The sequence below is a fragment of the Achromobacter sp. Marseille-Q0513 genome (assembly GCF_018195695.1).
Lineage (GTDB): Bacteria > Pseudomonadota > Gammaproteobacteria > Burkholderiales > Burkholderiaceae_B > Achromobacter.
In genome coordinates, this window is the sequence record NZ_JAGTJY010000041.1 from 1 (window position 1) to 20,335 (window position 20,335).

Here is a 20,335-nt window from a genome sequence, read left to right on the forward strand (position 1 = left end):
GAGTTGACCTGCACGGCAGCCGGCAGCGTGGCGGGAGCCGCCGCGCTGCCCAGTTGCAGCGTGCCGCCGTTGACGGTCGCCGTGCCGCTGAAGCTGTTGCTGCCGTTGAGCGTCAGCGTGCCGCCGCCTTGCTTGACCAGGTTGCCGCTGCCCGTCAGCGAGCCGCTGAAGGCGCCGTCGGCGCCCTGGTTGAAGGTCAGCGTGGCGTTGTTGGTGATGGCGCCCTGCAGGCTGGCCGTATTGCCGATCAGCGTGCCCGCGTTGACCAGCGTGCCGCCGGTGTAGGTCGACGGTTGCGACAGCGTCAGGGCGCCCGCGCCGTCCTTGACCAGCTGGCCCGCGCCGCTGACCGCGCCGCCCAGCGTGCCGTCGGCCGCCTGGTTCAGGCGCAGCGTGGTGCCCGCCGCGGTGCTGACGTTGCCCTGCACGCTGGCGCTGTTGCCCTGCAGCGTGCCGCCGGCGATCACGGTGCCGCCGGCATAGCCGTTGGCGCCGTTCAGCACCAGGGTGCCGGCGCCTTGCTTGGTCAGCGCGCCGCTGCCGTTGATGGACTGGTTCAGCGTGAAGGTCTGGCCGGCGGCGGTCACGTCGATGGCGCCGCCGACGCCGTCCAGCGACAGGCCGCGGGTCGTGGTGATGTAGCCGGGGTCGGCGATGCGCAGCGTGCCGCCGTTGATGGACACTGCGCCGCCGTTGCCCAGGTTGCTGTCCTGGGTCACTTGCAGCACGCCGCTGCGGATCGAGGTGGAGCCGGTGTAGCTGTTGTTGCCCGCCAGGATCAGGGTGCCGCCATTGCCTTTCTCGATGCCGCCGCCGCCGGTGATCGGCGCCGCCACCGTGGCGGTCTGGCCGTTCTCGACGCGGAATGGCGTCAGCGCCTGGGCGATGTTGATCGTGCCGCCCGCGCCGGCCTGCAGCGTGTAGCCGCCGGACAGGAACTGCAATCCGGTCAGGTTCTGCGCGCCGACCACGGTGACCAGGCCGCCGCTGCCCGCGAAGGCCGCGTAGCCGCCGTTCCACTTGTCGGCGAGGTTGCCGGTCGGGTCGACCCAGTTGGTGGTCGCCGCGTTCCAGGTGCCGGGACCGCCGGCGATGACGCCATCGCCCACCGTCTTGGCGCCATTCCAGAACTGGATTTCGCCGGGTTGCGATTGCAGCACCAGGTTGATCTGGTTGGGCAGATTCTGCAGCGTCAGGTTGGCTTGCGTGATGCCGGTGGGCAGCGTGCCGTAGGTGATGGTCTGGTTGTTGAGCGTGCCGCCATAGGAGAACAGCTGGTAGACGCCGGTGCCCAGGTTGCCGCCGTTGCTGATGTTGAGCACGCCGTCCAGCGTCAGGTTCTGTGCCACGCTGACGGCGGTGGTCGGGGTGCTGGGCGTGCCTAGCGTGAAGTCGAGCTGGGTGGCGTTGGACAGGGTCAGGTTCTGGGCGAACGAGATCGGGTTGCCCGGCGTGCCGGCCGTCAGATGGGCGTTGTCGTTCAACGTCACGTCGGCCGCCACCGAGCCCGAGCCGCCGAGCGAGCCGCCGGCGTTGACGGTGACGTTGCCGCCGGTCAGCGTGCCGTTGACCAGCAGGGCTCCGCCGTTGACGGTGGTGCCACCGCCGACGCTGTTGTTGCCGCTCAACGTCAGTGTGGCGGCGCCGTTCTTGGTGAGGGTGCCCGCGCCGGTGCCGCTGCTGGTGATGTTGCCGGCATAGGTGCCGTTGGCGCCGCCCTGGTTGAATATCAACCCGCTGCTGTCGACCAGGTTGATGTTGCCTTGCAGGCTGGTGGTGTCGCCCGCCAGCGCGCCGGCATTGACCGTGGTGCCGCCGCTGTAGCTGTTGGCGCCGCCCAGCGTGAGCGTGCCGCCGCCGTTCTTGACCAGGCTGCCGCCGCCCGAGATCGCGCCGCCGAAGGCGCCGGCGGCGCCCTGGTTGAACGTCAGCGTGGTGCCGGCCGAGGTGGCGACGTTGCCCTTCAGGCTGTTGGTGTCGCCGATCAGCGTGCCGCCGGCCAGCGTGATGCCGCCGCCATAGCTGTTGTTGCCGCTCAGGGTCAGGGTCGAGCCGCCGGTCTTGGTCAGGCCGCCCGCGCCGCTGAGCGCGCCGGACAGCGTCAGGTCGTTGGCGCCGGCCACGGTCAGGCCAGCATTGAGCGTCACGTCATTGTTCAGCACGACGCCGGCCGCGCCGGCCTGCAGCGTGCCCGCGCCGGATACGGTCAGGCCGTCGCTGCCCAGCGCGCCGTTGTTGCCAGCCACCAGGGTGCCGCCTGCCAGCACCGTGCCGCCGGTGTAATTGTTGGCGGTGCCCAGCGTCAGGCTGCCGCTGCCGGTCTTGGTCAGCGGTCCGCTGCCGCTGACGATGCCGGACAGGGTCAGGTCGCCGGCGCCGTTGACGGTGAGCGCGCCGTTCAGCGTGACTGCGTTGGTCAGGGTGGCCGCGCCCAGGCCGGCCAGCGTGACGCCGCTGGCCGCGGTGAGCGTGCCGCCGCCCAACGCTGAATTGCCGCCGACCGTCAGCGTGCCCTGGTTCAGCGAGGTGCCGCCCTGGTAGCTGTTGTTGCCGCTCAGGGTCAGGTTGCCCGCGCCGTTCTTGACCAGGCTGCCCGTCGGGCCGCTTATCGTGCCGGTCAGGCCCAGGTCGGCGCCGTTGAAGGTCGTGGCGCCGCCCAGGGTGATGGCGTTGGTCAGCGTGACGGGCGCGGTGGCGGTGACGGTGACGCCCGCCGCCGTGGTCAGCGTGCCGGCGCCCAGCGCCGTACCGCTGCCCACGGCGAGCGTGCCGGCGTTCAGCGTGACGCCGCCTGTGTAGTTGTTGGCGCCGCTGAGCGTCAGCGTGCTGGCGCCGTTCTTGACCAGGCTGCCGCTGCCCTGGATGCCGCCGGCCAGGGTGAGATCGGCGCTGCCGGGCAGGGTGAGCGCGCCATTGAGCGTGATGCCGTTCTGCAGTTGCACCGGCGCCGAGGCGTCGAGCGAGGTGCCGCCCGAGGCGATCAGCGCGCCGCTGCCCAGGGCCGTGTTCGAGCCGACCGTAAGCAGGCCGCTGAGCAGCTGGGTGCCGCCCTGGTAGCTGTTGTTGCCGGTCAGGGTCAGGTCCGAGCCGCTCTTGATCAGTCCTCCGGCGCCGGAAATCCCGCCCGTCAGCGTCAGCGGGGCCGCGCCGTTGAGCGTCAGGTTGCCTTGCAGCGCCACGGTGTTGCCCAGGCTGACGGCGACGTCGTTGGACAGCGAGGTGCCGTCGGCCGCCGTCAGCGCGCCGCTGCCGAGCGCGGTGTTGCCGCCGAGCTTGATGCCGCCGGCCTGCAGCAGCGTGCCGCCGGCATAGGTGTTGGCGCCGCCCAGCGCCAGCGTGCCCGCACCGGTCTTGGTCAGCGCCGAGCCCGCGCCGGTGCCGGCGATGACGCCATTGACGGTGTAGAGCGTGGTGGGGCCGGCCACGTCGATGGCGCCGCCGCTGGCGATGGTGATGTTGCGGGCGGTGACGGCAGGACTCGCGCCTTGGTAGCGCAGCGTGCCGCCATCGAGCACCACCTGGTTGCCGGCGTTGCCCAACTGCCCGTCGCCGCTGATCTGCAGCACGCCGCCTTCGATGCGGGTGTCGCCGACATAGCTGTTGTCTTGCGCGAAGATCAGCGTGCCGCCGTCGCGCTTGGCGATGGTGGCGTTGCCTGTCAGCGTGGTATTGAGCGTGGCGGTGGCATTGGGTTCCACCCGCAGCGTGGCGACGCCGTCGCTGCCGGCCTGGGCCAGCAGCGCGCCGTTGTTCAGCACATAGCCGTCGGTGGAGAACTGCAAGCCCTGGAAGCTCTGCGTGCCGCTCAGGTTGACCGTGCCCGCCGTGCCCTGGAACACGCCGTAGCGGCTGCCCCAGGCGCTGGGCGTGCCCTGGGCGTCGCTCCAGTCCAGGCCGCCGGAGGTCCAGCTGCCGGCGCCGCCCGCGCCGCCCTTCCAGAACTGGATTTCGCCGGGCGCGGATTCGTTCAGCACATTGACCTGGCCGGCGATATTGGTCTGCAGCGTGACGTTGGCGGACGGCATGGCGCCGGACTGCAGGCCCGCCACGTTGCCGACGCCGGTATAGGAGATGATGCGGTACACGCCCACGCCGAAGCTGGGCAAGGCGGTCACGTTGAGGGTGCCGTTCAAGGTGACGTTGCCAAGCACGGAGATCAGGCTGCCGGTATTGCCCGCGCCCAGCGAGGCATTGAGGCTGGAGCCGCTGTTCATCGTCAGTGAACCGAGCGACAGCGTGCCGCCATTGGCCGAACTGACCGCCAGGTTGCCGCCGTTGAGCACGGTGACCGCGCCGCTGGCGCTGCCGGTACCGGTCAGCGTGGCGCCGGTGTTGACGTTGATGGCGCTGTTGGCCAGCGAGCCGGTCAGGTTGAGCGTGCCGCCGCCGACGTTGAAGATGCCGGTATTGCTGCTGGTGCCCGTCAGCGCGAGGCCGCCCGGGCCGCTCTTGATCAGGTTGCCCGAGCCCGTCAACGCGCCGTCGAAGCTGCTGTCGGTCGCGCCGCCCAGTGTCAGCAGGCTGCCCGCCTGCAGGTTCAGCGTGCCGGCGCCGGACAGGCTGGCGATGCTGTCCGTGCTGCCTAGGCTCAGGGTGGCGCCGCTGTCGACGCGCACGCTGGAGGCCGTGCCGATCTTGCCGCCGCCCGTGGTGGCCAGCGTGCCCTGGGCCACGCCGATGCCGCCGGTGAGCGTGTTGGCGCCGCTGAGCGTGAGCGTGCCCAGGCCGGTCTTTTCCAGATTGCCAGCGCCCGACAGCGCGCCGGTGTAGGCGGCGTTGGCGCCTTGGTTGAAGGTGAGCACCGTGCCGGCCGATGTGGCGATCGGTCCGATCAGGTTGCCGCTGTTGCCGGTCAGGCCGCCGCCGCTCAGCGTGATGCCGCCGCCGTAGCTGCCGGCGCCGGTCAGCGTCAGGGTGCCGGCGCCGGTCTTGACCAGTCCGCCCACGCCGGACAGATCGCCCGCCAGCGTCCAGTTGCCGGCGCCGCCGGCGGTCAGCGTGTCGCCCAGTTGCACCGTGTTGGCCAGCGTCACGCCGTCGGCCGCCGTCAGCGTGGAGGGGGCCGAGACCGTGAGCGTGCCCGTGCCCAGCGCCGTGTTGCTGCCGGCGGTCAGCGTGCCGGCCGAGAGCGTGGTGCCGCCCGAGTAGTTGTTGCCGCCGGACAGCGTCAGCGTGCCGTTGCCGGTCTTGATCAGGCTGCCGGCGCCGCCGATGGCGCCCGCCAGGGTCTGGTCATGCGAGCCCAGGACCGTGAGCGTAGTGCCCGCGCCCAGGGCTATGCCATTTTGCAGCGTCACCGCCTGCGTGCTGTCGAGGGCGGCGGAGCCGGAGACCGTGAGCAGGCCCGTGCCCAGCGCAGTGTTGCTGCCGGCGTTGAGCGTGCCGGCTGCCAGCGTGGTGCCGCCGGTGTAGCTGTTGTTGCCGCTCAGGGTCAGGGTGGTGGCGGATTGCTTGACCAGGCTGCCCGAGCCGGACACGGCGCCCGCGAGCGTGATGTTCTGCGCGCCGGCCAGCGTCAGGCCCGCGCCGACGAGCGCGATATCGTTGGCCAGCGTCACGGTGCCGGTCAGGCCTTGCAGCGTGGATCCGGCATTGACCGTCACGGCGCCGCTGCCCAGTGCGCCGCCGCTGCCGATGGCGACCGTGCCGCCGTTGAGCTGGGTACCGCCGCCGTAGCTGTTGGCGCCGGTCAGCGTGAGCGTGCCATTGCCGCTCGCGATCAGGCCGCCCGCGCCCGAGATGGCGCCGGACAGGCCGAGGCCGTTGCTGGCGTCGACCGTCAGGGACTGTCCCAGCGAGATATCGTTGGCCAGCGTCAATGCCTGGGTGCTGCCCAGGGTGGCGGCGCCGGTCACGTTGAGCCCGCCGCTGCCGAGCGCGCCAGCGTTGCCCACGTTCAGCCGGCCAGCGGTCAGCGTGGTGCCGCCCGAATAACTGTTGCTGCCCGCCAGCGTCAAGGTGGATGCGCCGCTCTTGGTCAGCGCGCCGGCGCCGTCGATGACGCCGGAAAGCGTGATGTCGCGGTCGCCGGTCACGGTGAGCGCGCTGGCCAGCGTCACCGCGTTGCCCAGCGCAATGGGCGCGCCCGTGCCGGTGCCGGCCAGCGTGGCGCTGCCGTTGACCGATAGCGCGCCGGAGCCGAGCGCATTGCTGCCGCCCAGGCGCAGATTGCCGCCGTCCAGCCGCGTGCCGCCCTGGTAGGTATTGGCGCCGGCCAGCGTCAGCGTGGTGCCGGCGCCGGCCAGCCGCAGGCCGCCCGCGCCGTCGATCGGCCCCAGCAGCGCGGCGTCCTGCGACAGGGCCACCGACAGCTGGGCGCCGGCGCCCAGCGTGATGGCATTGTTCAACGTCAGTGCCGTGGCGCTGTCCAGCGCGCTGTTGGCGGTGACGGTCAGGCCGCCGGCGCCCAGCGCCAGATTGTTGCCCGCCACCAGGGTGCCGCCGCCCAGCACCGTGGCCGCGTGGGTGTTGACGCCATTGAGGGTCAGCGCGCCGCTGCCGGATTTGATCAGCGTGCCGGCGCCGGCCAGCGCGCCGTTCAGCGTCAGGTTGCCGTTGCCGCCGGTGGTCAGGTTGGCGTTCAGGTTGATCAGGTTGCCCAGCGCGACGGCGTTGTCGGCCAGCAGGCTGGCGTTGCCGCTGACCGTGAGCGCGCCGGTGCCCAGCGCGCCATTGCCGCCCACGCGGATGGCGCCGGCCGACAGGGTGGTGCCGCCGCCGTAGGTATTGGCGCCGTTCAGCGTCAGCGTGGCCGCGCCCGTCTTGGCGAGCGCGCCGTTGGCGCCCGAGACAATGCCGTTCAGCGTCAGGTCGTTGGCGCCGGCATGGGTGAGCGTCACGCCCGCGCCGAGCTGCACGTTGTTGCCCAGCGCGAGCGCCGAGGCCGCGTCCAGGCTGCTGTTGCCCGTGACGCTGAGCACGCCGCCGCCCAGCGCCGTGGCGCTGCCCGCGATCAGCGCGCCGGCGTTCAGCGTGACGCCGCCGATGGCGCTGTTGTCGCCGCCCAGCGCCAGCGTGCCAGCGCCCAGCTTGGTCAGACGGCCGGCGCCGGTCAGCGCCTGGTTCAGGGTGTAGGTATTGCCGGCGTCGGCGATGTCCAGGCTCGCGCCCGCGCCCACGTCGATGGCGCGCGCGGTGCCGGTGTAGCCGGTGCCGGTGACGCGCAGCGTGCCGCCGCCGAAGCCGAGCGCGCCGGAGGCCGCGCCGAGCTGGTTGTCGGCGCTGACCTGGAGCACGCCCTCGGCGATGTAGGTGCCGCCCTGATAGGTGTTGACGCCGCCCAGCACCAGCGTGCCGAGGTCGCGCTTCTGCAGCTGTCCCGATCCGGTGATCGCGCTGTTCACCGTGCCGGTCAGCAGCGGATCGACGCGGAAGTTGTTGACGCCGGCCGCCAGCTGGAGCGAGCCGCCCTGCAGCGTATAGCCATCGGTGAAGAATTGCAGTCCCGTGATGGACTGCGGGCCGGCGACGTTGACCGTGCCGCCGGCGGCGCCGCCGAACACGGCGAACTGGCCGCCCCAGGTCTGGCTGAGCAGGCCGCTCTGGTTGGTCCAGTTGGTGCTGCCGCCATCCCAGGTGCCGCCGCCGCCGGCCAGCACGCCGTCCGCGGCGAGCTTCGTGCCGTTCCAGAACTGCACGCTGTTGCTGCCGTTCTGCACGATCAGGTTGACCTGCTGGTTGACGGCGGTCTGGATCTGCAGGTTGGCGGGCACCGTGCCCGGCGGCAGGCTGCCCAGGGCCAGTCCGTTGTTGACCAGCGCGCCGGTGTAGGTGATGAGCCGGTACACGCCCTGGCCGAAACCGCCCTGGTCGGTCACGTTCAGCTGGCCGCCCAGTGTCACGTTGCCGTTGACCTGCACCAGCGTCTGCGGCGTGGCCTGCGGCGCGCCCAGCGCCACGTTGAACTGCGAGTTGCCGTTCAGCGTCAGGCCGCCCAGCGTCAGGGTCTGGCCGGACGCGGCCGATAGCGCGCCGCCCGCCAGGATGCTGGCCGCGCCGGTCGCGCTGCCGCTGCCGCCCAGCGTGGCGCCGGCGCCGACGGTGATCTGCGAGCTGGCCAGGGTGCCGTTGACGTTCAGGCCGCCGCCGGTCACGCCGAACGTGCCGGTCTGGGTGCTGGCGCCGGTCAGGGTGAGAGTGCCGGTGCCGCTCTTGATGATGTTGCCCGCGCCGGTGAGCGTGCCGCCAAAGGTCGCGTTGGCGTTGTCCTGGCCGAGCTGCAAGGTGCTGGCCGCGCCCAGGTCGAGGCGGCCCGAGCCGCTGAGCGAACCGAAGGTCTCGCTGTCCGACAGCCGCAGCGTGGTGCCCGTCGCCAGGTTCACGGCCAGCGTATCGGCCAGCGCCTGGCCGCCGCGCGTTTCCAGGGTGCCGGACAACAGGTTGAGGCCGCCGGTGAAGGTATTGATGCCGTTGAGCACCAGGGTGTAGCCGTTGCCGACCAGGTTCACCAGGCCGGCGCCGCTGATGGCGCCGCTGTAGGTCGCGTTCGCGCCCTGCGTCAGGGACAGGGTGGCGTTGTTGACGACGCTGCCGCCCAGGCTGCCGGTGCCGGCCTGCAGAATGCCGGCGTTGATGGTGGTGCCAGCGTGGCTGGTGGCGCCAGTCAGCGTCAGCGTGCCGGCGCCGTTCTTGATCAGGCTGCCCGCGCCGGAGAGCGCGCCGTTCAGGCCGATGTCGCTGGCGCCGTCGATGGTGAGATTGGCGCCGAGCGAGACATTGTTGGCCAGCGTGCGCGCGGCGCTGCCTTGCAGCGTGGCGTTGCCGGCGACGGTCAGCGTGCCGCTGCCCAGCGCCGTGTCGCTGCCGGCGATCAGCGTGCCCGCGTTCAGCGTCACGCCGCCGGTGTGGACGTTGTTGCCCGACAGCGTCAGCGTGCCGGCGTCGTTCAGCGCGATGCCGCCGGCGCCGCTCAGGGCGCCGGCCAGCGTCAATGCCTGGCCGCCGGTGCTCACGCCCAGGTTGGCGCCCAGCTGGATGTTGTTGCCGATGCTGAGGTTGCCAGCCGCCAGCGTGGCGGCGCCTTGCACGTTCAACAGGCCGCTGCCCAGCGCGGTCGCGTTGCCCAGCGTCAGCGTGCCGGCGTTGAGCAGCACGCCGCCGGTGTGCGTGCTGGCGGCGTTCAGCGTCAGGCCGGCGGGGCCGTTCTTGACCAGCGTGCCGCTGCCCGACAGCGCGCCGGCCAGTGTGAGCGCCTGGCCGCCGGCCACGGTCAGGTTGCCGCCCAGCCCGAAGCTGTTGTTCAGCGTGACGGCCGCGCCGCTGTCCAGCGTGGTGCCGCTGGCGATGTTGATGAGGCCCGTGCCCAGCGCATTGTTGGCGCCCACGATGACGTTGCCGCCATTGAGCGTGCCGCCGCCGAAGCTGTTGCTGCCGTTGAGCGTCAGCGTGCCGATGCCGGTGTTGGACAGCGTGCCGCCGGCGCCGCTGATGGATCCGTTGAGGGTGAGGTTGCCGCCCACGGTGAGGGCGTTGCTGAGCACGAAGTTGTTCGACAGCGCCACGCCCGCGCCGATGCCGGCCAGGGTCACGGCGCCGTTGACGGTCACCGCGCCGCTGCCCAGCGCGCCGGAAGCGCCCAGGTTCACCGTGCCGGCGGACAGCGTCGCGCCGGCGCCGAAGGTGTTGGCGCCGTTCAGGGTCAGCGCGCCGGCGCCGGTCTTGAGCAGCGAGCCGCCCGCGCCGCTGATGGCGCCGTTGAGAGTCAGGTCGCTGGCGCCGTTCAGCGTCAAGGCATCGTTCAGGATGATGGCGTTCTGCAGCGTGAGCGCGCTCGCCGTGGACAGGCTGGAGGCGCCGGCCACGGTCAGCGCGCCGCTGCCCAGCGCGGCGGCATTGCCGAGCACCAGGCCGCCGGCGTTGAGGGTGGTGCCGGCGTGGCTGTTGACGCCGTTCAGCGTCAGCAGGCCCGCGCCGTTCTTGGTCAGCGCGCCGGCGCCGGACAGCGCGCCCGACAGCGTCAGCGCGCCCGTGTTGACCAGGCTAAGGTTGGCGTTGAGCACGATGTTGTTGGACAGCGCGCTGGCGCTGCCGGCCTGCAGCGACGCCGCGCCGTAGACGGTCAGGTTGCCCGTGCCCAGCGCGCTGTTGCCGCCCAGCGCCAGCGAGCCCGCGCCCAGGCGCACGCCGCCGGTGTGGGCATTGTTGCCGTTCAGCGTGAGCGTGCCTGTGCCGGACATGTCCAGCCCGCCGGCGCCGGACAGGTTGCCGGCCAGCGTCAGGTCATTGATGCCCTGGATGCCCAGGTTGCCCGAGTTGAGCAGGATGGCGTTGGCCAGCGACAGGCTGGAGAGGCTCGAGATGGCGCCGCCGTTGACCGTGAACAGGCCGCTGCCGAAGGCGGCGGCGTTGTCGAAGCTCACCAGGCCGCTGTTCAGCGTGGTTTGGCCGGATACCAGCGGCCCGTTCAGGGTCCAGGTGCCGCCGTTGACCTGCAGGTTGGTGAAGTTGCGGTAGACGGTCGAGGCGGCCGTGCCCGTGCCGGTGGCGCCCGAGGCGCCGGGATTCTGCAGCACCAGGGTGTTTGTGCCGCCGGCGCCGCCGTCGACGGTGCCTACCGCGGCGAAGCCCAGCGCCAGGCTGGGTCCGACGCCGCCGAAGGACAGGTCGACGGTGATCAGGTTGCCGCTGTTGATGACGGACGAGCCTGTCATCGCGGTGAAGGTGTTGGTGCTGTTCTGCCCCATGCTCACGCTGCCGTCGATGCTGCCGGCATTGACGAAGCTGTTGCCGGTGGACGAACGGCCCAGGCCGACGCGTCCGATGATCGAGCCGCCGGCCGCGTTGGTCATGCTGATCGGGGCGCCGCCGTAGGCCGAGATGGCCACGTTGGACGCCAGCGGCGGGCTGCCCAGTATGCCGGGCACGAGACTGATGGTGCCGCTGTTGTTGATGTTGATGGAGCCGGTGGCGTCGCTTTGCAGCACCAGCGCGGCGCCGTCGAGCACGGGCAGCGACACGCCAAGCAAAGACAGGCCGGCGCCGTAGAGCGTGCCGCTGTTGGTCACGGAGACCGCGCCGCCGTTGTTGGCATTGCCGAGCCGGGCGCCGGATATGCCCAGCCCCAGCAGGCTGAGGCCGGGGTTGATCAGGCCTTGGTTGATCAGGGTGGCATTCCTGCCGGTCAAGGTGATCGCCGCGGCGCCCGGCAGCGCGACCGTCGGGCCGGAGGACTGCCCCGTCGGCGTGACCTGCACGGTGACGCCGTTGGCGGCGCTGTTGACGGTGTTGGGATGCAGGACCGGAACGACCGCGTCGTTGCAGATGATGGAGCTGCCCGACGTGGTGCAGGCGAAGGCCGCCGGGGCCGGGGCCATCAGCAGCGCGAGGATGCGCCAGACATAGTTGTGGGGAATGAAGGTATAGCCATGCCGGTGGCCAGGTCTCATGTCTGCTCCGTGAACGAGAAATGAGCCCCTTCCGCCTCTCCTGAGCATCTTTCATCCAGGGAGGGGACGAGGCGATTGCTGCAATCAGGACGCGCGAGTGGCGGCGGTTTTCAGGCGCCTGCCGCTTTCATTCGGCCTTCAGTGTGAGAGGAAGGACAGGCATGGAGTGGTGGATCATTTTGCTGATTAGTAACTAAATAAATCTGAGTTGGCACCAATTTCATTGATAATGTCAGTACATTTAGTTACTAAAATTTCTAACGGTTAAGTGGCATGAGACCGCGCCATGATTAGCCGTATGGGTGATTTATGCAGGCGAATTTGTATTTATCTGAAATTGCGCAGGGTTTGCCTATTCTTGTGTGGATATATCAATAAGCAATTGATAAATAAAAGAAAATATGAGGCGTCTGATTCTCGAATGCCGGAATTTCCGGTTTTGGAATGAGCGCCGCGATGTTTGCAGAAAATAATATGGCTTTGCGCTGATGATTGATATTTCGAGAAAGCAGGTCCACGAATTGCGGATTTCCGTGGCAATCGCAGCCACGGAGTGGCGAACCCGGATTCAAGGACTGGGAGGAATCCGCGCGCCTGGCGGCTGGAATCGCAAGCAGACGTAAAAAAGCGGCCCCTGGGGCCGCGGTATCTGGCGCGAGCCGCGCCAGCCCTTGCTAGCCGGCGTCAGTGCTGCGCGCCGTCCGGCCGGTTGATCTGGTCCTCGGCGATGATCTCCGCGACCAGCGTGCGGCCCGGCCCTTGCAGGAAGTACTCGGGCTCGCCGGGCTCGCGCAGTTTCAGGTAGGCGTTCTCGCCGATCTGCATGGTATGGCCGGCGTCCATCTCGGCGCCGCTCTGGAGCAGATAGGCCATGATGTTGTTGAAGATGTTCGAGTAGAACTCGCCCTGGTGATGGCCCTCGGCCAGCGCGGCGAAGTCGGGCAGGCCGAAGCGGTCGGCGCCGTAGGTCCGCATCCACACGCCTGCGGTGCCTTCCACGTCGTATTTCACGAAGCCGCAATACAGCATGGTCAGCGGCAGCGAGCGCAGCAGCTCCAGGCTCTCGTCGCCGAGCGAGGCGCGCGTGAACACGCCGGCCGGCAGCGAAGTGTGGGCATGCTCGTTCATGACGGCGACGCCGCCGGCCTCGGCCAGCGCGCCCGCCACCGCGGCCACGGCCACGTATTGCTCCAGCGGATCCTCGTCGTGGCCGGTGTAGTACAGCAGCACGTGGCTGGAGTGCGCGCGCACCTCGGCCTTGACCTCGGCGGGGTAGTGCGCCGGCGCCACGCAGACCTCGACCGTGGCCTCGGGCAGCGGCGCGTTGAAGCCGACCATGCGGACCACGTGCTCGCCCCAGCCCGCCAGGCCCAGCCAATGGTCGCCGCCTGCATCGAGTTCGGCGCGCGCGTCGGCCATGGACGGGTGATAGGCCTGCAGGGCGCGCGTGAGCGCCTCGGCCTGGTTCGGTAGCGGGCCGGCGAAGGCGACCTGCAGGCTCATGCCGTCCTTCTGATCGGGATTGGAAACCAGCGCGGCGGGTTCGGCGTTGGGTTGGCCGGCGGCCGGTTCCTTGCGGCCGAAGAAACGCGAAATGATGCTCATGGGCGGGATGCGTCAAGTGAACGGAAAGCCGGGATGCTAGCAACCCGCCTCGCGGGACGGGTTGCGCATTCGTTTCAATTCATGACGCCTGACGTCCATATGCTGCGTCGGAGCAGCCGCCGGCCACTCAGATCGGAAAGCTGAACTGCACCCACAGCTTGCCGCCCTGGGGGCGGTTGCGCACCGCGAATTCATGCTGGTACTTCACGGCGATGCCGGACGCCGGACCCCACATATAGCGCAGCTGCGGACCGATGCCCGCCGCCTGGCCGCGAAAGCCATCCGCGCCGACCTTGACGCCGTCCTGCTTGTCGTCGGTGAACTGCTTGAGCAATGTGCCCTGCACGCCCAGCTGCAGGCGCGGGCTGACGGCGTAGCCCACCAGGTAGTCCAGCACGGCGACCGAACCGGACTGGTAGCCGGTCGCGCGGTTGCGCGTGTTGGCTTCGATCAGCGTCGTGGTGGAGACTTCCCATCGCGGGCCTGGAAACCAGCTCATGCTCAGGTACGGCAGGAAGGCATACGTGTTCAGGCCGGTATTGGCGATCCGGCTGGACGAATAGGCGCCGGTGGGCACGGCGAACGAGGGCGAGAAGAAGGCGTGGAAGTCCTTTGCAGGACTGGCATAGCCCAGCATGAACGGCTCCAGTATCACGTCGCCGAGCGCGGTCTTGGTGCCGGTTCCGGCCGGCGTGGACAGGCGCGCGCGCTGGATCGGGACGATCGCGCTGCTGGAAATCGTGAAGGGCCCCAGGCCACGCTCCCAGGTGTGCACGATGCGCGGCGTTTCCGCCACCACGTCCAGGCGAAAGCCGGGAACGGCGCTGCCGCCGTGCGGACCGGCGAATCTGTCGGCGGAATAATAGATCGAGTAATTGAAGAACTGCGTGGCGCCCGGCGGCGGCAGCAGGCCGTTGAGCACCGTGTTGACGCCGACCGGATAGCTGATCTGTCCGTTCTCGGTGGCGTGGGCGAGGCTGGCGGCCGCGCAGGCGAGCAGGCCGGCGCCGAGCCGGCGCGTGATGGGGTATGTCATGGTGTCTCCAGACCAGGTTGTTTTTTTGCGTTGTCGTGGTTGCCGATACGCGGGCGCGGAGCCCGCGTTTTTCGGCAGACGCAATGGTGGCCGTGTGTCTGGAGCGGAAAAAGTCCGTGGGGGGAAGAACAGTTCTTCGCGTGGCGAAGAAGTTGTTGGCGGCGTGGCCTGGCCGGCGTCAGCGCGCGATCTCGTTCCACTTGCGGGCAAAGCCCAGCCGTTCGAAGCGTTCCATCAGGAACTCCGTGAACACGCGGATCTTCGCCGGCTGATGGCGCCGGCTTTGGTAGGCGATGTTGATGGTGAGCGCGGGCAGGCGCCAGTCGGCCAGCACCGGCACCAGCTTGCCGGCGACGATGTCGGCGTGAATGATGTACAGAGGCTGGATCAGGATGCCCAGCCCGGCCAGCGCCGCCGCGCGGATCACCTGTCCTTCGTTGGCGTCGAGCACGCTCTTGATGGGCACCGACTGCGTCCGCGCGCCGCGCTGAAAATGCAGCACATAGGGATCGTTGGCCAGGTTGTAGACCAGCAGGTCGTGCTGGCACAGCGCATCCGGCGTGGCGGGCGCGCCGCGCTTGGCCAGGTAGCCGGGCGAGGCGGCCAGCACGCGCCGCGTCTCGGCCAGCTTGCGCACGGTGATGCTGGAATCGGCTTCATGCTCGCGCGTGCGGATGGCGACGTCGATGCCCGCCTCGATGAAATCCGGATAGCGGTTCGCGGCCACGATCTGCACGTCCAGATTGGGATAGCGCTTGTGGAATTCCGGCAGCGCGGGCGCGATGTAGATCGAGGCGAAGGACACGGATGCGGTGACGCGCAGCGTGCCGCTGGGGTTCAGCGTGGCCGCGTTGACGGCGGCATCGGCCTCGGCCATCTCGCCCATGATGGCGACGCAGCGCCGGTGGTACTCGCGGCCCACGTCGGTGAGCCACAGGCGCCGCGTGGTGCGCTCGACCAGCCGGGCCGACAGCCGTTCCTCGAGCGCGTTCAGGCATCGGCTGGCGGCCGCGCTGGACATGCCTAGCCGTTCGGCGGCTTTCGACAGGCTGCCCAGTTCCGCCACCTGGATGAAGAATTCGATCTGGGCCCATCTGTCCATGCTTGTGATTTCTCCGCCTGGCGGAGAACAAAACTCCGCAAACCTGTCTTTTTTCCTTTCCAGGACGGAATTAATGTTATCGCAACACATCATCGAACAACATCCGGAGACTACCCTGATGCGCAATCTCAACGAAGACACGATCACGCAGGCCGTGATCGCGTCGCTGGGCGGCTGCGGTGAAGAGCGGTTGCGCACCGTCGTCACCAGCCTGGTCCAGCATCTGCATTCCTTCGCCCGCGAGGTCCGCCTGACCGAAGCGGAATGGCAGGCCGCGATCGCCTTCCTGACGGCCGTGGGCCACATCACCGACGACAAGCGCCAGGAATTCATCCTGCTGTCGGACGTGCTCGGCCTGTCGACGCTGGTCACGGCGCAGAACCACGCCAAGCCGGCCGGCTGTACCGAGGCCACGGTGTTCGGGCCGTTCTATGTCGAGGGCAGCCCGGACTACGAATGCCATGCGGACATCGCCAACGGCGCCCGTGGCGAGCCCTGCTTCGTGCGCGGCCGGGTGCTGGATGTGGAAGGCAGGCCCGTGGCCCATGCGCTGATGGAGGTCTGGCAGGCGGATCAGGACGGCCACTATGACGTGCAGTCGCCGCCGGCGGCCGATGGCAGCATCACGCATCGCGCGCGCGGCAAGCTGCGCACGGACGCGGACGGTCGCTATGCCTTCCGCTCGATACTGGCCGAACCCTATCCGATTCCCCACGACGGTCCCGTCGGCGCGCTGCTGGCCGCGCTGGGCCGGCATCCGTGGCGGCCCGCGCATCTGCATTTCATGATCCAGGCGTCCGGCTACGAAACGCTGATCACGCACGTGTTTCGCGACGGCGATCCCTATCTGGAATCCGATGCCGTGTTCGGCGTGCGCTCGACGCTGGTCGCCGACTGGGTGCGCCATGCGGCGGGCGCGGCGCCGGACGGCTCGCGCCTGGACGCGCCGTACTACACGCTGGACTACGACTTCGTGCTGAACCCGACGACCAGGCAGGCGGCATGATCCGGCATGTGGTGATGTGGAAGGTGGCGGGCCGCAGCGCCGCTGAGCGCGACGCGGCGCGCCGGCGCGTGCAGGCGGCCTTCGAGGGTTTGCGCGGCCGCATTCCGGGCATGTCGCGGGTGGAGGTCGGCGCGGATGTCAGCGGCGTCGACTATGCCTGCGACCTGGTGCTGGTCGCGGACTTCGATTCGGACGAGGCGCTGCGCGCCTATGCGGAGCACCCGGCGCATGCGCGGGTGCGCGAGGAACTGGCGGGCCTGCGTATCGCCCGCCATCAGGTGGACTACGTCACGCCGTGACGGGGGGAATCATGGAATTCATCTATCAGGCGCGGCCCGCGCGCGTGATCTTCGGCGCGGGCAGCCTGCGCCATCTGGAAGACGAAGTGCAGGCGCTGGGCGCGCGGCGCGCGCTGGTGCTGTGCACGCCGGAGCAGCGCGCCGTGGCCGAGTCGGTCGCCGGGCGGCTGGGCGCGCGCGCCGTCGGCGTCTACGACCGGGCCGCGATGCACGTGCCGATCGACGTGGCGCGCGATGCGCGCGAGTTCGCCCGCTCGCGCGGCGCGGACTGCGCCATCGCCGTGGGCGGCGGCTCTACGGTCGGGCTGGGCAAGGCGATCGCGCTGGAAAGCAGCCTGCCCATCCTGGCCATCCCGACCACCTATGCGGGCAGCGAAATGACGCCGATCTACGGCGTGACCGAAAACGGCCTGAAGCGCACGGGCACGGATCCGCGCGTGCTGCCCAGGACGGTGCTGTACGACCCGCTGCTGACGCTGGGCCTGCCGCCGGACCTGTCGGTGGCCAGCGGCATCAACGCCATGGCCCATGCGGCCGAAGGCCTGTACGCGGCGGACGCCAATCCGGTGACGAGCCTGATGGCCGAGGAGGGCATCGCCGCGCTGGCGCGCGGCCTGCCGGGCCTGCGGCGCGACGCCGCCGACCCGCAGGCGCGCGGCGACGCGCTGTACGGCGCCTGGCTCTGCGGCACGGTGCTGGGCAATGTGGGCATGGCGCTGCATCACAAGCTCTGCCACACGCTGGGCGGCAGCTTCAACCTGCCGCATGCGCAGACCCATGCCATCGTCCTGCCGCACGCGCTGGCCTACAACGCGGCGGCCGCGCCCGAGGCGATGCGCCGGATCGCGCGCGCGCTCGGCGCCGACGATGCGGCGCGCGGCATGCACGCGTTCGCGCGCGCCGTGGGCGCGCCGCTGTCGCTGGCCGACATAGGCATGCGCGCCGCCGACCTGGATCGCGCCGCCGAGCTCGCGGTCGCCAACCCGTACCGGAACCCTCGCCCAATCGAGCGCGGCGCGCTGCGCCTGCTGCTGCAGGACGCCTACGACGGGGCGCCGCCGCGCGACTACTGAACACGATCCCGCGCCTACGGCGGTAGACAACAACACAGACAATCAAGGAGACGGAAATGACGTCAGAACAAGCGGCGCGCGGCGCCGGCGAGCCCGAACATTACGACGTGGCGGTCGTCGGATATGGCCCCACCGGCCTGGTCGCGGCCTCGATGCTGGGACGGGCGGGATACCGCGTGGTGGTCATCGAGCGCTGGCCCACGCCCTACGGCCTGCCCCGGCTCACGCACATCGACGGCGAGACCGCGCGCATCGTGCAGGCCAGCGGCGAGATCCAGCAGGCGCTGCGCAGCGCCAAGGCGGTCGATTCCTACCACTACCGCGACGCCGCCGGCGATCTGCTGCTGGAGCTGAATTGGACCGGCCGGGCCTGCGGCTATCCCGCGCATATCTCGATCTACCAGCCCGACATCGAGGATGCCGTCGAGGCGCGCGCCAAGCGCTATCCCAACGTGACGGTGCTGCGCGGCTGGGAAGTCGACACGCTGAAGCAGGACGCGGACGGGGTGGAGCTGTCCGCCCATCCCCGCAGCGGCGGGCAGGACGAGCAATGGACGGACCAGCCGCGCGGTTTCCGCGCGCGCTACCTCATCGGCGCCGACGGCGCCAACAGCTTCGTGCGCCGCACGCTGGGGATCGAGCGCAGCGACTTTGGCTACAACGAGCGCTGGCTCAACCTGGACTCCGAGAACAAGCGCGACCTGGGCCCGGCCTGCGCCCGCACGACGATCTACTGCGATCCGGCGCGCGCCTACATGCACATGCCGATCGGCACGCGGCGCACCCGTTTCGAGCTGCGCGTGCTGCCGGGCGAGGAAACGGCCGATTGGGAACAGGAGGACGCCGGCTGGCGCTGGCTGCATGAACGCTACGGCCTGGGGCCGGACGACCTGAAGCTGCTGCGCCACGTGGTCTACACCTTCGAGACGCGCATCGCCGAGCGCTGGCGCGAGGGGCGCGTGTTCCTGGCGGGCGACGCGGCGCATACCATGATGCCGTACATGGGGCAGGGCGCCTGTTCCGGCATGCGCGACGGCATCAACCTGGCGTGGAAACTGGACCTGGTCCTGAGCGGGCGCGCGTCCGAGGACTTGCTGGACAGCTACGAGGCCGAGCGTCGCCCGCACGTGACCGCGATCACGCAGATGTCGCTGTTCCTGGGGCAGGTGGTCAACGAGGACGATCTCGACAAGGTCGCCCAGCGCGACGCGGCGTTCCGCGCCGGCCAGGTGCCGCCGATGCCGCCGTTTCCGAGGATCGAGCATGGCGTGCTGGGACGCGGGCGCGACGGCGGCCTCGCGGCGGCGACGGGAGCGCCGGCGCCGCAGGGGCGGGTGCGCCAGGGCGCGGCCGAAGGTTGCCTGGACGAGGTGATCGGCTACGGCTTCCAGCTGGTCGCGCGCGAACACCCGGCGCGCTATCTGGACGAAGGCCAGCAGCGCTTCCTGGAACAGCTGGGGTGCCGCTATGCGGTGCTGTCGGAAGACGGCGTCGGCCGCGACGCGATCGTCGACCTGGACGGCGACCAGCAGGCGTTCCTGGACGCGCACGGCATCCAGGCCTATCTCAGCCGGCCGGATTTCGCGGTGTTCGGATCGGTCGCCGCGCTGGACCAGCTGGGCGCGCTGGTCGATGAGCTGCGCCGCCAGCTGCATTGGCGCGCGGATGGACAGGCGCAGTCGGCGGCCAAGGCCCGCGCGGCATGAGGAAGGAGCCAGCATGAGCACCGAGATTTCCGCCGCCGCGCAGGCGCTGCAACGGGCCATGTCCGTGACCCGGCTGCTCGATTGCGGCATGGACTATGCGGACGCCATCGCATTGCATGCGCGGACGGCGCGGGGCGAACCCTGGGACGCGGCGGCCGAGGCGCTGGCCGAGGCCCAGTTCGCGCGCGCGGCCCAGGCCGAGCAGGCCGGGCATCGCGTCACCGCGCGCGACGCGCAGGAAAAGGCGATCGCCTGCCTGCTGTTCGCGCAGATGGCATTCAACGACGACACGCCGCGCAAGCGGCAGCTGTATGCGCGCCTGAGCGCGGCCACGCGGCGTCTGGCCGGTTTGTCCGAACTGCCCGTCGAGCGGGTCGAGCTGCCGTTCAACGGCGCGCAGCTGATCGGCTGGCTGGTCCGTCCCGCCGCGCGGCCCGCGCGCGGCACGGTCATCGTGTTCGGCGGGCAGAGCGGTTGGGGCATGGCATATTGGCCGATCGCGCGCCAGCTCGCGGCGCGCGGGCTGGCCACGCTGCTGGCCGAAGGGCCGGGCCAGGGCGAAACCCGGCTGGGGCAGCGCATCCCTGTGGGCGGGGACCTGGCGGCGGCCCACCGGGGCTTTGGCGACCGCGTCGCCGCCGCCCCCTCGTTGGGCCGGGGCGGCATCTGGGGCAACAGCGTGGGCGGCCTGTGGGCCGCGTCCACGGCGGCCTCGGATCCGCGCATCGCCGCCTGCTGCGTGAACGGCGCGCTGGCTGCGCCCTCGCTGCTGCCGTTCCGCACCTTCGTCGAGCAGGCCGCCGCGATGCTGGGCAGCGCGGACCTGGACGCGGTGGCCGCGAACTTCGTCCGCATGCGCTTTGACGCGCGGCGCGACCGCATCGCTTGTCCGCTGCTGGTGATACACGGCGGCGCGGACCCGCTGATCCAGTTGTCGGATCAACAGCCGTTCCTGGACGCGGCGCGGCCGGAGTCGGCCACGCTCAAGGTCTGGGACGATGGCGAGCACACGATCTACAACCACGCGGCTGAAAGAACCGCGTTCGTGTGCGACTGGTTTGCCGACTGCCTGAAGCCGGCGGACTGACGGCGGGCGGCCCGTGCCGCCTCGGGCGGACGGGTCA

At 70.1% G+C, this 20,335-nt stretch carries 9 protein-coding genes; 5 read left to right on the forward strand and 4 right to left on the reverse strand.

What is annotated here, in order from left to right; all coding sequences use genetic code 11:
- From KDH83_RS11165 to KDH83_RS11180, 4 genes are all read right to left on the reverse strand, one after another.
- The coding region (locus KDH83_RS11165) for an autotransporter-associated beta strand repeat-containing protein (protein ID WP_212315501.1) at positions 1-11,384 on the reverse strand (11,384 nt) is incomplete at its 3' end.
- Positions 11,385-12,068: 684 nt separating this feature from the next.
- Positions 12,069-12,989 (reverse strand): DUF4261 domain-containing protein, encoded by a 921-nt coding sequence (locus tag KDH83_RS11170; RefSeq protein WP_212315503.1) that lies wholly within the window; start codon positions 12,987-12,989, stop codon positions 12,069-12,071.
- A gap of 127 nt (positions 12,990-13,116) precedes the next feature.
- Positions 13,117-14,025, reverse strand: coding sequence for a transporter (locus tag KDH83_RS11175; RefSeq protein WP_212315505.1), 909 nt, complete (start codon positions 14,023-14,025; stop codon positions 13,117-13,119).
- A 178-nt stretch (positions 14,026-14,203) separates the two neighbouring features.
- Complete coding sequence (locus KDH83_RS11180; protein ID WP_212315506.1) at positions 14,204-15,127, reverse strand: LysR family transcriptional regulator; 924 nt, start codon at positions 15,125-15,127, stop codon at positions 14,204-14,206.
- A 118-nt stretch (positions 15,128-15,245) separates the two neighbouring features.
- Here KDH83_RS11180 and KDH83_RS11185 point away from each other — a divergent pair, with 118 nt between their 5' ends.
- From KDH83_RS11185 to KDH83_RS11205, 5 genes are read left to right on the forward strand one after another with little or no spacing between them, the layout of a single operon-like run.
- Positions 15,246-16,133 (forward strand): intradiol ring-cleavage dioxygenase, encoded by an 888-nt coding sequence (locus tag KDH83_RS11185; RefSeq protein WP_212315508.1) that lies wholly within the window; start codon positions 15,246-15,248, stop codon positions 16,131-16,133.
- On the forward strand, positions 16,130-16,432 hold the full coding sequence (locus KDH83_RS11190) for a Dabb family protein (RefSeq protein WP_212315510.1): 303 nt from the start codon (positions 16,130-16,132) through the stop codon (positions 16,430-16,432). Before KDH83_RS11185 ends, KDH83_RS11190 begins: the two co-directional genes overlap by 4 nt.
- Before the next feature lie 11 nt (positions 16,433-16,443).
- Positions 16,444-17,505 carry a maleylacetate reductase gene (locus KDH83_RS11195; RefSeq protein WP_212315517.1) on the forward strand — a complete coding sequence of 354 codons (1,062 nt, stop codon included), beginning with the start codon at positions 16,444-16,446 and terminating at the stop codon, positions 17,503-17,505.
- Positions 17,506-17,561: 56 nt separating this feature from the next.
- The gene (locus KDH83_RS11200) at positions 17,562-19,211 is read left to right on the forward strand and encodes a bifunctional 3-(3-hydroxy-phenyl)propionate/3-hydroxycinnamic acid hydroxylase (protein WP_212315519.1); all 1,650 of its coding nucleotides are present in this window, start codon (positions 17,562-17,564) and stop codon (positions 19,209-19,211) included.
- A 13-nt stretch (positions 19,212-19,224) separates the two neighbouring features.
- Positions 19,225-20,298 (forward strand): alpha/beta hydrolase, encoded by a 1,074-nt coding sequence (locus KDH83_RS11205; RefSeq protein ID WP_212315521.1) that lies wholly within the window; start codon positions 19,225-19,227, stop codon positions 20,296-20,298.
- Positions 20,299-20,335 lie beyond the last annotated feature (37 nt).